Genomic DNA, 13,855 nt, shown 5'->3' on the forward strand with positions numbered 1-13,855 from the left:
CCGCCCTTCCCATCTGCCTGACCTCCCCATCAGGCAGGAACCGTCATGATCGATCTGCACTATTGGCCCACCCCCAACGGCCATAAGATTACGCTTTTTCTGGAAGAAACCGGCCTCGACTACACCATCCGCCCGGTGAATATCGGCACGGGTGAGCAGTTCAGGCCCGACTTTCTGAAAATCGCGCCCAACAACCGGATGCCCGCGATTGTCGACCATGAACCGAAGGACGGCGGAGAACCGGTAGCCATCTTCGAATCGGGGGCGATCCTGCTCTATCTCGCGGAAAAGACCGGTCGGTTTCTGCCGAGCGACATTCACGGCCGCTATACGGTGATACAATGGCTGATGTGGCAGATGGGCGGGCTTGGCCCGATGCTGGGGCAGAACCATCATTTCAGCCGCTATGCCCCTGAAAAGATCGATTATGCCGTCAACCGCTATGTGAATGAGACCAACCGGTTGTACGGCGTGCTCGACCGGCAACTGGCGGGGCGCGATTTCATCGCCGGCGATTATTCGATCGCCGACATGGCCTGTTACCCCTGGATCGTTCCCTATGAAGCGCAGGGACAGAAGCTGGAGGATTTTCCCAACCTCGCCCGCTGGTTCAATGCCATTGCCGAGCGCCCGGCGACGAAGCGCGCCTATGCCAGGGGTGAGGAAATCCGCCCGTCCGACGCACCGATGACCGAGGAACAGAAGAAAATTCTGTTCGGTCAGAATGCCCAATCCGGGCGGTAAGAGGCTGTACGTATCTTGCGACAATTTGCGACAATTTTCCGCTGATCTGACAACAAGATGTGACAGCCATGGGCGAAAACCTTTCCATCGCGGAACCCCCGCGCACTGTGAAAGGACGAAATATCATGAAGAAACTGTTTCTCGGCGTGGCACTGGGTGCGACTGCGCTTACCGGCATCACCAGCGCCGCGATTGCGGCTCAGAATGCGCCCACTGCTCAAACGCACAAGATGGATCGCAACCGCACCGTCACGCGCAGCGAAGCGATGGCTCGCGCCGACGCAATGTTCGCTAAGATGGATGCCAACCATGACGGCAAGCTGACCATTGAGGAAGCACGCGCCGCGCGCAAGGCGATGGGCAAGAAGTTCCACAAGGGCATGCGCGGCCGCATGATGAAGCAGGCCGATACCAATGGGGACGGCACCGTTTCCCCTGAAGAGCGTCAGGCGATGCGCGCGAAGATGATGGCGCGTTTCGACACCAACGGCGACGGCACGGTTTCTCAGGCCGAACGTCAGGCCGCCCGCGCCCAGTTCAAGGGCAAACATGACGGCGAAATGAAGGGCCACCGTCACGGCCATCGCCATCATGGCGACCGCATGGTGAAGATGTTCACCCGCGCCGACACCAACAAGGACGGCGTGGTCAGCAAACAGGAGTTCGAGGCCGCGGCACTGAAACGCTTCGACCGGATGGACCTGAACCATGACGGCACGGTCACGCCGGCAGAGCGCCAGCAGGTGCATGCACAGATGAAGGCCAAGCGGCAGGAAATGCGCGCCAAGCACAAGCAATGGCAGGGCCAGAACAAGCCGCAGCCCGTACCACAGGGCAACTGATCCCCGAGCCGGACGGTTACTCCCCCTGGTCCGTCCGGCCTTTACCTGAAAGCGGGGTGCGGCATTTCGTCGCACCCCGCCCTCTTTTCCCGACGCCAGGATGTGCTAGCTCATGGACATGCCCGAAACTCCGCACCTGTTGCTTGTCGATGACGAACGCTCGATCCGGGAGCCGCTCGCCCAATATCTCACCAAGCAGGGTTTCCGTATAACGCAGGTCGGCGATGCCGAAGCGGCGCGTGCGCGGCTTAACGCCTATGCCATCGATCTGGTCATTCTCGACATCATGATGCCGGGTGAGGACGGGCTGAGCCTGTGTCGCCATATCCGCGCGACCAGCGAGACGCCGGTCATCCTGCTCACCGCCAAGACCGAAGAGACGGATCGCATCGTCGGGCTGGAAATGGGCGCCGACGATTATGTCGTGAAGCCCTTTTCGCCGCGCGAACTCGCCGCCCGCATCAAGGTCGTGCTGCGCCGGATGGAAGCGGGCGGCACACGCCAACATGCCGACGAAAGCGGTTCCTACGCCTTTGCCGGGTGGGTGCTGAAAACCAGCGAACGCACGCTGGTCGACCGCGAAGGGGTGACGGTACCGCTGTCCACCGGCGAATATAATCTGTTGCTGGCGCTGGTGACGCGTCCCCGACAGGTGCTGACGCGCGACCAGTTGCTCGACCTGACCCAGGGACGAGAGGCCGCCGCCTTCGACCGCGCGATCGACAATCAGGTCAGCCGGTTGCGCAAGAAAATCGAAGCCGATGCCAAGAACCCGGAAATCGTGAAAACCGTCTGGGGCGGCGGATATACTCTGTCTGCGGAAGTAACCCGGCTGTGAAAGCGCCCTCCCTCCTGCCGCGCAGCCTTGCGGGGCAGCTGGCGATGCTCGTCGCCATCGCGCTGTTTCTGGCGCAATCGATCAACTTCGCGCTGCTGCTCAGCGGCAGGAGACAGCTACGTCAGGCGCAGTTCGTCACGCCGGTCGTCAACCGCGTGGTCGACACGCTGGAGCGGGATCGCGGCACTCCCATGCCGTTTCAGGATCGCTGGCACAGCCGTATCCGGATCGCGGCCAGTGATCCGGTAACGCCGGACATGCAGTCGTCCGACAAGGTGGAAGACGCCGTCCGCAAGGGGCTGAAAGAATCTGATATTTCCTTCACGACCGTTCATGCCGGCATTGGCAAAATCGGCGAGCGACAGCATCTGAACGACAGAAGGCGCAACTCCCGCTTTGCCCGGTATGATCGCGAACTGCGTGTCGGCGTTCAGGTCGAAGGCCGGGGCTGGTTTACCTTCCGGGCGCCCTGGCCGCGCGGCGACGTGACCTTGCTCTGGCCGCTGATCGCACAGACTCTGATCCTCTACATCATCACGCTGGTGCCGCTGCTATGGGTGGGGCGTCGCATGGCGCGTCCGCTCCAGTCGCTGGCAACCGCAGCACGGCAATTCGATCCATCGGCCAAGGTCGATCCACTGGAGGAACACGGGCCGGAGGATGTCCGCGCCGTCACCCGTGCGTTTAACGGGCTGAGCGACCGGGTACGCGCGATGCTGGAGGAAAAGGACCGGATGCTCGGCGCCATCGGTCATGATCTGCGCACCCCGCTCGCGGCCCTTCGTGTGCGGATCGAGTCGGTTGAGGACGAGCAGGACCGCGCGCGCATGGCCGATATCATCGAGGAGATGAATCACACGCTGGAGGATATTCTCTCGCTCGCCCGGCTGGGTCGTCCCAGCGAAGCGGCGACCGAGGTTGACCTGTCGGCGCTCGTCGACGCGGTGGTCGAGGATTTTCGCGATATCGGCGCGGACGTGACGGCAGAGGAAAGCCCGCGCCTGCCCATTCGCCTGCGCCCCGCCCTGATGCGGCGCGCGGTTCGCAACCTGATCGAAAATGCCGTTAAATACGGGGTCAGCGCAGAAGTCCGGCTGGTACCCTCGCCACAGGAAGTGCGGATCGAAATCGCCGATCACGGCCCCGGCATTCCACCCGACAAGCTGGCGGCGGTGTTCGACCCGTTCACACGTCTGGAAAGTTCCCGCAATCGCGAAACCGGCGGCATCGGACTGGGACTGGCTCTGGCACGGGCGATTGTGCACGATGCGGGCGGTGAAATCCTGCTCGACAATCGCGACGGCGGCGGCCTGCTGGCGACAATCCGCCTGCCGCGCGGATAAATGGCGACGGACCCGAAGGCGGCTTCGGTCGTTCAGGACAAAGGAACGATGGGGCGGGAATGATCAAGGTCGCCAGTTACAACATGCACAAATCGGTCGGCACCGACCGCCGCCGCAACCCGGAACGCACCTTGCACGTACTGTGCGAAGTCGATGCCGATGTCATTGCTTTGCAGGAGGCAGACCGCCGGCTCGGCCGCCGCGCCAGCGTCATTTCACCCCATTTACTGGAAGAACACACTCCCTGGAAACCGGTACCCGTCACCATGCGGGCGGCCAGCATGGGCTGGCACGGCAATGTCCTGCTGGTGCGCAAGGATGCGCAGATCGTGGATTGCGAGCCGATTCACCTGCCGACGCTGGAACCGCGCGGTGCGGTCGCCGCCGACGTCCGCATCAACGGCACGATGATCCGGGTCGTTGGTATGCACCTTGACCTTTCCGGGTTGTGGCGGCGGCGGCAGGCACATGCGATCCTTGCGCATATCGATGCTGCCGCGACTCCGCTGCCGACGGTGATGATGGGCGACCTCAACGAATGGAGCCGGCGATCCGGCTGCCTGCGCGATTTCGCGCGCGACTTCACGCTCGCCGATTGCGGTGCCAGCTTCCATGCGCGCAGACCGGTGGGCAGGCTCGACCGGATCATGGCATCGCGTGACCTGACCATCGTCGATGCGGGCGTGCATGACAGCGCGGCGGCACGCACCGCTTCCGATCACTTGCCGATCTGGGCTAAGGTGAAGCTGTAACGATACAAACGGAACCGGGTTGACGGGGATGCGCGACAAGGAATTACGGCTGGCACTGGTCTGCTACGGCGGCATCAGCCTTGCCATCTATATGCACGGCATCACCAAGGAGATCTGGCGGCTGGCCCGTGCCAGCAAGGCGGTACGCGACGGCAAGCACTGCCCCGACGGCAGCGAACATGTCTATTGCCGGATGTTCGACGAAATCGCGAATTCCGGCCAGATCAATCTGCGCGCGATGGTCGATATCGTTGCGGGCGCCAGCGCGGGCGGCATCAACGGCATCTTCCTGGCACAGGCTATCGCGACCGGCCAGTCGCTGGAACCGCTCACCGACATGTGGCTGGAGGTCGCGGATATCGAGGCGCTACTGTCCCCCGACCGCGCTCCGGGATCGAAGATGACCAAATTCTGGGCCTTGCCGATCGCCTGGATGATGGCGCGGCGCGAAGCCGGAATCGAGGAAGATGTCGATCCGGCCACCCGCGACGAAGTGCGCGGCAAGCTGGAAAAGTTCGTTCGGTCGCAATGGTTCGAACCACCCTTTGGCGGGGAGCAGTTTCTTCACCTGCTGTTCAACGCGCTCGACGCGATGGCCGAAACCTCCGGCGAACGCCTGCTGCCACCGGGGCAGCCGCTGGACCTGTTCGTCACGCTGACCGATTTCGGCGGCCATCCCGAACGGCTGCGCCTCAATTCGCCGCCCGAAGTGGTGGAAACCGAACACCGGCTGGTGTGCAGCTTCACCGACCGCGGTCTGGGCCCGGTGACACAAATCGCGCATCCGGCGGAACTGACCTTTGCTGCACGCGGCACCTCCAGCTTCCCCGGCGCCTTTCCGCCGTTCACGATCGCCGAACTCGACCGGGTGACGGAAGAACGGGAGATCGACTGGCCCAGTCGCGATGCGTTTCTGGAGCGCATCCTGCCGCGCCAATATGCCGCCAACGCGCTGGACACCGTCGCCCTGATCGACGGATCGGTGCTGGCCAATGCGCCATTCAAGCCCGCCATCGACGCGCTTCGCCAGCGCCCGGCACGCCGGCAGGTCGATCGGCGGTTCGTGTTCATCGACCCCGTTCCCGACATGCGTTTCGGCATCAATCGCAAGACGGGGGAGACTCCCGGCTTTTTCCAGACGATCATCGGTGCACTGTCCGAATTACCCCGCCAGCAACCGATCCGCGACAATCTGGAGGCCATCGACGAACGCTCGCGCCGGATCGAACGGATGCTGGGTATCATCGACAAGATCCGCGAGGAAGTGGAGGCGCAGGTCGTGTCGCTGTTCGGCTATACCCTCTTCCTCGACTATCCGACGCCCAAGCGGCTGTCCGCATGGCGCCGCCGTGCGCAGATCAGTGCCGCGAACAAGGCAGGGTACAGCCACACCGCCTATGGCCGGTTGAAGGTGGACGGGATGATCGACCGGCTGACCGACCTGCTGCTGCTGATCGCCGACCAGTCCGGCCCCGCCGATCGCCGTCGCGTTCGCCGCGCTGTGACAAAAGTGGTGCAAGAGCGCGGCTATGACGATTTCGCCACCAGCCATCCCAGCGGCGTGTCTCCCGCCGCACTCGAATTTCTGCGCGCGCACGACCTGTCCTTCCGCATCCGCCGATTGCGTCTGCTGCTGCGCCGGATCACCGAACTCGACAGCGAATATGTCAGCGCGGAACTGACGCCCATGCGCGATGCGGCCTATGAGGCGCTGGCCGACTATCTCGAACTGGAACGTGCCCAGCATTATGCCGACCTGCGCAAACAGGTTCGGGCGATGAAGGATGACGCGGGCGACGTTCTCGATGCCATTGCACAGCGGATGGACCTGCAGGCGCTCGATATGCTGGTCGATGCCCGCCTGGCAGAGGGTATGAGCAAGCTGTCGCGCGAAACCCGGCGCCCCGTACTGCTCTCCTATCTGGGCTTTTCCTTCTTCGATCTCGCTACCCTGCCCTTGCTGCAGGGCGAGGGACTGGGCGAATATGACCCGATCCGGGTCGACCGCATCTCCCCCGACGATGCCACGGCGATCCGCAGCGGCGGGGCGCAGGCGACGCTGAAGGGAATTCAGTTCAATACGTTCGGAGCGTTTTTCAGCCGCAGCTATCGCGAAAACGACTATTTATGGGGACGCCTGCACGGTGCCGACCGTCTGGTCGATATCGTATTGTCGACCCTGACCGCCTCCACCCGGTTGCCGCCGGGTCGCGTGCTGGAGATCAAGCGCGCTGCATTTCGGGCAATTCTTGACGAAGAGGAGCCGCGTCTTACCCAGATTTCGTCGCTGATTGAGCAGCTTCGCGGCGAAATCGGCTGATGCTGGTCAAGCGCGGAAGTCACGCCTAAACTGCCCTTCGAGTTTTCGGACCATCAACACGGATCGCCATGCAATTTCTCAAAACCCTGTTCTGGGCGCTGATCATCGGCCTCGCGGCGGCATTTGCCTATAATAACTGGTTTCCCGTCGACCTGAACCTGTGGAGCGATCTGGTGGCGGAGGTGAACCTGCCGCTGCTGATGCTGGTCTGCTTCCTGATCGGGTTCGTGCCGATGCTGCTGGTCCACTACACCAGCCGCTGGCGGATGCGGCAGCGCATTTCCAGTCTGGAAAGAACGATGAACGATCTGCGTACCGCCCATGCTGCGCCGAATGTTTCCAATGCGCCCGCCCCTCCGAAAAGCGATGTCGATACAAGCATTGCACCGGCAGGCGACGGTCCGCTTTTCGAATCCCTTCCTGCCGGTTCCGCAAAGGATCGTTGATGCATTCCCCAATCTTCGTCGCTATCGACACCACCGACCTCGACCGGGCGAAAGCCATCGCCACACGGGTCAAACCGCATGTTGGTGGCATCAAGCTGGGGCTGGAATTTTTCTGCGCGAACGGCCCGGCGGGCGTGCAGACAATGGCGCATCTGGGGCTGCCGGTCTTTCTCGACCTGAAGCTGCACGACATTCCCAATACCGTCGCCAAGGCGATACAGGCGCTTCATTTACTGGAACCGGCGATCCTGACGGTCCATGCCTCGGGCGGACAGGCCATGCTGGAAGATGCCAAGGCGGCAGCACCCACCGGGACGAAGGTGGTCGCGGTAACGATGCTGACCAGCCTGGACGGGGACGATCTGCGCGCAACCGGCGTTACCGGCGACCCGCATGAACAGGTGCTGCGCCTCACCGAACTGGCGCGCGCATCCGGTGTTGATGGGATTGTCTGTTCCGGAAAAGAAGTCGCCGCTGCCCATGCCGCGTGGAAAGAAGGCTTTTTCGTCGTGCCCGGCGTTCGCCCCGAAAACGTACATAGCGGCGATCAGAAACGCGTGGTGACCCCGCGCGCCGCCCTCGATTCAGGTGCCTCGATCCTCGTCATCGGTCGCCCGATTACACAGGCGGACGACCCCGACGGGGCCGCCCGTGCGATTGAAGCTACGTTATAGCCAGCGCGGACCTATAACCGGCGGCGACCGGTGAAGAGCTGGAACAGCACCACGATGACCGCGATGACGAGCAGCAGGTGGATAAGGCCCCCGGCGACATGAAAGGCGAAAAAGCCCAGCAGCCAGAGGATCAAAAGAATTACAGCAATCGTCCAAAGCATCGTCGTCTCCCTGAAAACGGGGCAAGCCCCTTGATCCGCTCCAACCTTTCAGGAAGATGAACGTTCCACCGCGATCGCGTAACATGCATATTTCAAGGACCGTCCATGCCCGCCACCGCCAAGATATGCGGTCTTTCCACCCCGGAAACACTCCAAGCCGCACTAGGCGGAGGCGCAAGTCATGTCGGCTTTATATTCTTCCCGCCCAGCCCGCGCCATGTCTCTTTCGATACGGCCGCTGCACTCGGCACGCGGGTGCCCGCTCATGTCGGCAAGGTCGGGGTGTTCGTCGATCCCGATGACGCGCTGCTCGATGCCGCCATCGCCGCTGCCGGGCTGAACGTCCTGCAATTGCACAAGACCACCCCGGAACGCGCTGCACAGATACGGCAGCGCACCGGGCAAGAAGTCTGGGCCGCCGTGGCGATCAAGACGCGCGCCGACCTCGATACCGCCCGCACTTTTCGTGATGCCGCTGATCGAATCCTCTACGACGCTAAAACGCCCGAAAAGGCCACACTTCCCGGCGGTATGGGCGTTCGCTTCGATTGGGCGCTACTTGACGGGTTTCGCCATCCCCTGCCCTGGGCCTTGTCGGGGGGACTGGACACCTCGAATGTCGGCGAAGCCATCGCCCGCACCGGGGCGCGGCTGGTCGATGTTTCCTCAGGCGTGGAAACCGGCCCCGGCGTGAAGGACCGCACAAAAATCGTCGCGTTTCTGAAAGCAGTGGCACAGGCCTGAGCTTGGGGATTGGATCGCGCGCAGTTCCTGCTAAACGGGCAGGCGTTATGAATGCCCCCAACTCCTTCCGTGCGCAGCCCGACGAACGTGGTCATTTCGGCCAGTTCGGCGGACGCTATGTTGCCGAAACGCTGATGCCGCTGATCCTCGAACTGGGTCGCGAATATGAACGCGCAAAGGCCGACCCCGCTTTCAAGGCGCAATTCGATGACCTGCTCGAACATTATGTCGGCCGTCCCAGCCCGCTTTATTTTGCCGAGCGGCTGACCGAGGCGGTGCGCAAGGACGCCACCCCCGGCAAGGGCGCGCAAATCTGGTTCAAGCGCGACGAACTGAATCACACCGGCGCGCACAAGATCAACAACTGCATCGGTCAGATTCTGCTCGCCATGCGAATGGGCAAGACACGGATCATCGCCGAAACCGGCGCGGGTCAGCACGGCGTCGCCACCGCAACCGTCGCCGCACGTTTCGGCCTGCCCTGCGTCATTTACATGGGCGCGAAGGATGTCGAGCGTCAGCAGCCTAATGTGTTCCGCATGAAGCTGCTGGGCGCGGAAGTGCGTCCCGTCGAGTCGGGTGCGAAGACGCTGAAGGATGCCATGAACGAAGGGCTGCGCGACTGGGTCGCGAACGTCCATGACACCTTCTACATCATCGGCACTGCCGCGGGTCCGCACCCCTATCCCGAACTGGTCCGTGATTTTCAAAGCGTGATCGGGCGGGAAGCACGCGAACAGATGCTTAAACGCATCGACCGCCTGCCCGACCTGCTGGTCGCGGCGATCGGCGGAGGATCGAACGCCATCGGTCTGTTCCACCCGTTCCTCGACGATCCCGACGTCAAGATGCTGGGCGTTGAGGCGGCGGGCGAAGGACTGGACAAACGCCATGCGGCAAGTCTGGCGGGCGGCTTTCCCGGCGTGCTTCATGGCAACAAGACCTATCTGCTTCAGGATGAGGACGGCCAGATCGCGGAGGCGCATTCGATCAGCGCGGGGCTGGACTATCCCGGTATCGGCCCCGAACATGCCTGGCTGAAGGATATCGGCCGTGTCGAATATACCGCAGTCACCGACACGCAGGCGCTCGACGCCTTTCAGCTATTGTGCCGGACGGAAGGTATCATCCCCGCACTGGAACCCTCCCACGCCATCGCAGCAGTGACTGACAAGGCACGGCAAATGAACAAGGATCAGATCATCCTCGCCAATCTGTGCGGTCGCGGCGACAAGGACATCTTCACCGTGGCAGAGGCACTGGGGGTAGCGATATGAAAACCGCAATAGGTTGGACGACGACGCTCCTCCTTTGCTGGGCCGCCATGACGGCAATTGCCTTTACCGCATATCAGCTCGGTGAGTTTCACCGGTTTGCTTTGACGACGCGTGGAATGGAAACGGACCATATCGCACGCACACTACTCCTCGGTATAGTTGGCGGCACCGCCTGTGCGGTGGCTTTTCTGCGTAATATGAAAATGCGTTTGAGTCTGGATTGAACAATTGTTTCCGTTCATACCGGCTCGATGACGGGTTATACGTCCCGCATAATCTTACTGGAGAATATGATGTTGAAACTAATCGGTACTGTTTCGGTTCTTTCTCTTGCAATGACGGTGACTTCGCCCGTGCTCGCCAAGGATCATAGCAAGGAAAAGAAGGAGCACAGGCAATGCAGGAAGTATGAAGTTACCGGCTCGAATATTCCTCAATTGATTTGCCATACCGACACGGAATGGAAACAGCTCGACAAACAAGCAGCGGATGTACAGGCAGAAAATCGTCATCAGATTGAGCGTGCGCAAAATCAGGTTCAATATACTTCTCCGCAATGAATTGACTTTCCGCTCCTTCAGGGGTCATCGGATTTTTTGCTTACTTTTACCTACCAAAGCGCCTGACAGACTTTTATGAATTCTCCCATTCCGCTTTCCGAGCCTTCCAATAACGGCCTCGACCGGCTGCGCTTCGCCTTTGCCGATGCGCAGGCGCAGGGTCGCGCTGCGCTGGTGACGTTTGTGACCGCCGGCGATCCGACACCCGGCGCCACCGGTGCCATTCTCGATGCGCTGGTGGCTGGTGGCACGGATGTGATCGAACTGGGAATGCCGTTCACCGATCCGATGGCCGATGGTCCGGCGATCCAGTCGGCCAATCTGCGCAGCCTGGCCGCCGGAACGAAAACCGCCGACATACTGGCCATCGCCAAGGCGTTCCGCACCCGCCACCCCGATGTGCCGCTGGTACTGATGGGCTATGCCAATCCGATGCTGCGCCGAAGTGCCGACTGGTTCGCGAACGCCGCCAAAGATGCGGGCGTCGATGGCGTGATCTGTGTCGATGTACCACCGGAAGAGGACGACGCGCTCGGCCCGGCGCTGCGCGATGCCGGGCTGCACCTGATCCGGCTCGCCACACCGACCACCGATACCGCGCGACTTCCTGCTGTACTCGATGGTGCAAGCGGTTTTCTCTATTATGTCTCGGTTGCCGGGATCACCGGCCTGCAACAGGCGGCACAAACCTCGATCGAAGAAGCGGTGGCGCGCCTGAAAAGTGCTACCGACATTCCCGTAGCCGTCGGCTTCGGCGTGCGAACGCCGGAACAGGCCGCCAATATCGGCCGTGTCGCGGACGGCGTCGTTGTCGGCTCGGCCATCGTCGACCTGGTCGGCAAGCATGGAAGCGGTGCGCCGGAGCCGGTGCGTAGCTATATCGAACAACTCGCCGCTGCACTGCGCGCGGCACGAAAGGAACCTGCATGAGCTGGCTCAACCGCGTCCGCAACGCGATCCCCTTCGTCACCAAGCGGGAGACGCCCGACAATCTCTGGCACAAGTGCAAGGGATGCGGGCAGATGGTGTTCCTGAAGGAATATGAAGAAAATCTGTTCGTCTGCCCGTCATGCGACCATCATGGCCGCATCGGCCCGGCCACGCGCTTTGCCCATTTGTTCGACACGGGAAGCTTTGCCGTATTGCCCGCCCCGCAGGTTGCCGACGATCCGCTGAAATTCCGCGACTCCAAACGCTATGTCGATCGCCTGAAAACCGCGCGCACCGATACCGGCGATCAGGATGCGTTTCTGAACGCGCGCGGCACCATCGACGGACAGAAGGCCGTCATCGGCGTGCAGAATTTCGCGTTCATGGGCGGGTCGATGGGTCAGGCCGTAGGCGAAGCCTTTATTCAGGGGGTCGAAGCGGCGATTGCCGACCATGCGCCGTTCATTGTCTTCACCGCTTCGGGCGGCGCGCGCATGCAGGAAGGCATATTGTCGCTGATGCAGATGCCGCGCTCGACCGTCGCCATCCAGATGCTGCATGAAGCGGGCCTGCCCTATATCGTCGTGCTGACCGATCCGACTTCGGGCGGCGTGATGGCGGCCTATGCCATGCTGGGCGACGTGCATATTGCCGAACCCAAGGCAACGCTGGCCTTTACCGGACGCCGGGTGATTGAGAACACCATCCGCGAAAAGCTGCCCGACGATTTTCAGACCAGCGAATATTATCGCGATCACGGCCTGATCGACATGGTGACGCACCGCAAGGAACTGCGCGAAACGCTGAGCATGCTGATCGGCTATATGGCGTCGGAAAAACAGGCGGCGTAACCGCGCGAAAGAGGCTGGGGCCTATGCCTGATTTCGCCGTTTCCGCCGACCCGGCGGTCCAGAAACAGCTCGACCGGCTGTTCGCGCACGGCCCCGGTGCCGATGTGCTGGGGCTGGACCGCATTACACGGCTGCTCGACCGGCTCGGCAACCCGCAAGCGATGCTGCCGCCGGTGTTTCACGTTGCGGGAACCAACGGCAAGGGGTCGACCTGCGCGTTCCTGCGCGCCGCTCTGGAGGCGGACGGCAAGCGCGTTCATGTCTTCACCAGCCCGCATCTGGTGCGCTTTAACGAACGCATCCGGCTGGCAGGAAAGCTGATCGACGATGCCGCGCTGGCGGTATTGCTGGACGAAGTGCTGACCCGCGGCGACGGTATCGGGGCCAGCTTTTTCGAGGTAACGTCCGCAGCCGCGTTTCTGGCCTTTTCCCGCATTCCGGCGGATGCCTGTGTGATCGAGGTGGGGCTGGGCGGACGCCTCGACGCGACCAATGCGTTGTCCGATCCGGCCGTTTGCGGCATCGCCCAGCTCGGCATCGATCATCAGGCATTTCTGGGCGACAGCCTGCCCCAGATCGCGCGGGAAAAGGCAGGGATTGCCAAGGCCGGACGCCCGCTGGTGACACTCTCCTATCCGGATGCCGTCAAGCAGGCGATTGCCGAGACCGCGGCCACACGCGGCGCGCTGCTCCATATGCGCGGAACCGCGTGGAATGCCCATCTGACCGACGACGGCATACGGATCGAAGATGCTCAGGGTACACTCATCCTGCCGCTCCCTGCCCTTCCCGGTGCCCATCAGGCAACCAATCTGTCGCTCGCCGCCGCCATGCTGCGCGCGCAGGATCGCGTCACCGTTTCCGACAAGGCGCTGATGACCGCCGCCGTCGCCGCACGCTGGCCCGCACGGATGCAGCCCATGGCGCCGGGGCCGTTGCGTGGCCTTTTGCCGCAGGCGACCGAACTCTGGCTCGATGGCGGCCACAATGCCGCGGCAGCGCAGGCGGTGCACGATACGCTGGCCACGCGCGCAGCCGGGCGCCCGGTGCATCTCGTGCTCGGAATGCTCGCCAACAAGGATGCTCGCGGATTGCTGGAACCGCTGGCGCCCCTCGCTGCCTCGCTCCACGCCGTACCGGTGCCGGGCCATGCCTGCCATCCGCCGGCAATGCTTGCTGCACTGGGAGGGGAGCTGGGCATCGCGACAACCGCCACCGCGACCGACCCGGCTGTCGCGCTAAAGGAGATTGCGGACACCTTGTCCGATGAGGCGATCGTCCTGATTCTCGGCTCGCTCTATCTTGCCGGTGAGGCGTTGGCCGCAAACGATGAATTTCCTGACTAAGTGATATTGCGATTGACTATCAATAGC

General features: G+C 62.3%; 16 protein-coding genes. 15 read left to right on the top strand and 1 reads right to left on the bottom strand.

What is annotated here, in order from left to right:
- The first annotated feature begins 45 nt into the window (after positions 1–45).
- The 8 genes from FHR23_RS00850 (at position 46) to pyrF (ending at position 7,959) form a co-directional block, all read left to right on the top strand.
- The gene (locus FHR23_RS00850) at positions 46–744 is read left to right on the top strand and encodes a glutathione binding-like protein (RefSeq protein ID WP_184001058.1); all 699 of its coding nucleotides are present in this window, start codon (positions 46–48) and stop codon (positions 742–744) included.
- A 125-nt stretch (positions 745–869) separates the two neighbouring features.
- On the top strand, positions 870–1,586 hold the full coding sequence (locus FHR23_RS00855) for an EF-hand domain-containing protein (protein ID WP_184001059.1): 717 nt from the start codon (positions 870–872) through the stop codon (positions 1,584–1,586).
- Positions 1,587–1,704: 118 nt separating this feature from the next.
- Complete coding sequence (locus FHR23_RS00860) at positions 1,705–2,424, top strand: response regulator (protein WP_184002094.1); 720 nt, start codon at positions 1,705–1,707, stop codon at positions 2,422–2,424.
- Positions 2,421–3,767, top strand: coding sequence for a sensor histidine kinase (locus tag FHR23_RS00865; RefSeq protein WP_343042920.1), 1,347 nt, complete (start codon positions 2,421–2,423; stop codon positions 3,765–3,767). Before FHR23_RS00860 ends, FHR23_RS00865 begins: the two co-directional genes overlap by 4 nt.
- Before the next feature lie 59 nt (positions 3,768–3,826).
- The gene (locus FHR23_RS00870; RefSeq protein WP_184001060.1) at positions 3,827–4,519 is read left to right on the top strand and encodes an endonuclease/exonuclease/phosphatase family protein; all 693 of its coding nucleotides are present in this window, start codon (positions 3,827–3,829) and stop codon (positions 4,517–4,519) included.
- Between the two features lie 28 nt (positions 4,520–4,547).
- Positions 4,548–6,839, top strand: coding sequence for a patatin-like protein (locus FHR23_RS00875; RefSeq protein WP_184002096.1), 2,292 nt, complete (start codon positions 4,548–4,550; stop codon positions 6,837–6,839).
- Between the two features lie 68 nt (positions 6,840–6,907).
- The gene (locus FHR23_RS00880; protein ID WP_184001061.1) at positions 6,908–7,285 is read left to right on the top strand and encodes a LapA family protein; all 378 of its coding nucleotides are present in this window, start codon (positions 6,908–6,910) and stop codon (positions 7,283–7,285) included.
- Positions 7,285–7,959 (top strand): orotidine-5'-phosphate decarboxylase, encoded by a 675-nt coding sequence (gene pyrF / locus FHR23_RS00885; RefSeq protein ID WP_184001062.1) that lies wholly within the window; start codon positions 7,285–7,287, stop codon positions 7,957–7,959. Before FHR23_RS00880 ends, pyrF begins: the two co-directional genes overlap by 1 nt.
- Positions 7,960–7,970: 11 nt before the next feature.
- On the opposite strand, the gene FHR23_RS00890 is transcribed toward pyrF, so the two are convergent.
- Positions 7,971–8,120, bottom strand: coding sequence for a lmo0937 family membrane protein (locus tag FHR23_RS00890; RefSeq protein WP_184001063.1), 150 nt, complete (start codon positions 8,118–8,120; stop codon positions 7,971–7,973).
- A gap of 105 nt (positions 8,121–8,225) precedes the next feature.
- On the opposite strand from FHR23_RS00890, the gene FHR23_RS00895 reads away from it, so the two are divergent.
- The 7 genes from FHR23_RS00895 to FHR23_RS00925 all read left to right on the top strand — a co-directional run bounded on the left by FHR23_RS00895 (position 8,226) and on the right by FHR23_RS00925 (position 13,828).
- Complete coding sequence (locus FHR23_RS00895) at positions 8,226–8,864, top strand: phosphoribosylanthranilate isomerase (protein WP_184001064.1); 639 nt, start codon at positions 8,226–8,228, stop codon at positions 8,862–8,864.
- A 47-nt stretch (positions 8,865–8,911) separates the two neighbouring features.
- Entirely contained in the window at positions 8,912–10,141 is a 1,230-nt protein-coding gene (gene trpB, locus FHR23_RS00900; RefSeq protein WP_184001065.1) for a tryptophan synthase subunit beta, read from the top strand.
- Positions 10,138–10,365 (top strand): hypothetical protein, encoded by a 228-nt coding sequence (locus FHR23_RS00905; protein ID WP_184001066.1) that lies wholly within the window; start codon positions 10,138–10,140, stop codon positions 10,363–10,365. Before trpB ends, FHR23_RS00905 begins: the two co-directional genes overlap by 4 nt.
- Before the next feature lie 66 nt (positions 10,366–10,431).
- Positions 10,432–10,701, top strand: coding sequence for a hypothetical protein (locus FHR23_RS00910; RefSeq protein ID WP_184001067.1), 270 nt, complete (start codon positions 10,432–10,434; stop codon positions 10,699–10,701).
- A 75-nt stretch (positions 10,702–10,776) separates the two neighbouring features.
- Entirely contained in the window at positions 10,777–11,631 is an 855-nt protein-coding gene (trpA, locus tag FHR23_RS00915) for a tryptophan synthase subunit alpha (RefSeq protein WP_184001068.1), read from the top strand.
- Complete coding sequence (gene accD, locus FHR23_RS00920) at positions 11,628–12,482, top strand: acetyl-CoA carboxylase, carboxyltransferase subunit beta (RefSeq protein WP_184001069.1); 855 nt, start codon at positions 11,628–11,630, stop codon at positions 12,480–12,482. The genes trpA and accD overlap by 4 nt, the downstream gene beginning before the upstream one ends.
- A 23-nt stretch (positions 12,483–12,505) precedes the next feature.
- Positions 12,506–13,828: a bifunctional folylpolyglutamate synthase/dihydrofolate synthase gene (locus tag FHR23_RS00925; RefSeq protein WP_184001070.1), complete on the top strand. Its 1,323-nt coding sequence runs from the start codon at positions 12,506–12,508 to the stop codon at positions 13,826–13,828.
- Positions 13,829–13,855 lie beyond the last annotated feature (27 nt).

The sequence above is a fragment of the Stakelama sediminis genome, assembly GCF_014199335.1.
In the GTDB taxonomy this organism is placed as follows: domain Bacteria; phylum Pseudomonadota; class Alphaproteobacteria; order Sphingomonadales; family Sphingomonadaceae; genus Sphingomonas; species Sphingomonas sediminis.

What these genes read in the sequence shown, in the direction of transcription:
- FHR23_RS00870 (WP_184001060.1), top strand. Translation starts at nt 3,827, where the DNA reads ATGATCAAGGTCGCCAGTTACAACATGCACAAATCGGTCGGCACCGAC.
- trpB (WP_184001065.1), top strand. Translation starts at nt 8,912, where the DNA reads ATGAATGCCCCCAACTCCTTCCGTGCGCAGCCCGACGAACGTGGTCAT.
- FHR23_RS00910 (WP_184001067.1), top strand. Translation starts at nt 10,432, where the DNA reads ATGATGTTGAAACTAATCGGTACTGTTTCGGTTCTTTCTCTTGCAATG.
- accD (WP_184001069.1), top strand. Translation starts at nt 11,628, where the DNA reads ATGAGCTGGCTCAACCGCGTCCGCAACGCGATCCCCTTCGTCACCAAG.
- FHR23_RS00850 (WP_184001058.1), top strand. Translation starts at nt 46, where the DNA reads ATGATCGATCTGCACTATTGGCCCACCCCCAACGGCCATAAGATTACG.
- FHR23_RS00905 (WP_184001066.1), top strand. Translation starts at nt 10,138, where the DNA reads ATGAAAACCGCAATAGGTTGGACGACGACGCTCCTCCTTTGCTGGGCC.
- FHR23_RS00925 (WP_184001070.1), top strand. Translation starts at nt 12,506, where the DNA reads ATGCCTGATTTCGCCGTTTCCGCCGACCCGGCGGTCCAGAAACAGCTC.
- FHR23_RS00860 (WP_184002094.1), top strand. Translation starts at nt 1,705, where the DNA reads ATGCCCGAAACTCCGCACCTGTTGCTTGTCGATGACGAACGCTCGATC.
- FHR23_RS00880 (WP_184001061.1), top strand. Translation starts at nt 6,908, where the DNA reads ATGCAATTTCTCAAAACCCTGTTCTGGGCGCTGATCATCGGCCTCGCG.
- FHR23_RS00875 (WP_184002096.1), top strand. Translation starts at nt 4,548, where the DNA reads ATGCGCGACAAGGAATTACGGCTGGCACTGGTCTGCTACGGCGGCATC.
- FHR23_RS00855 (WP_184001059.1), top strand. Translation starts at nt 870, where the DNA reads ATGAAGAAACTGTTTCTCGGCGTGGCACTGGGTGCGACTGCGCTTACC.
- FHR23_RS00895 (WP_184001064.1), top strand. Translation starts at nt 8,226, where the DNA reads ATGCCCGCCACCGCCAAGATATGCGGTCTTTCCACCCCGGAAACACTC.
- FHR23_RS00890 (WP_184001063.1), bottom strand. Translation starts at nt 8,120, where the DNA reads ATGCTTTGGACGATTGCTGTAATTCTTTTGATCCTCTGGCTGCTGGGC.
- trpA (WP_184001068.1), top strand. Translation starts at nt 10,777, where the DNA reads ATGAATTCTCCCATTCCGCTTTCCGAGCCTTCCAATAACGGCCTCGAC.
- pyrF (WP_184001062.1), top strand. Translation starts at nt 7,285, where the DNA reads ATGCATTCCCCAATCTTCGTCGCTATCGACACCACCGACCTCGACCGG.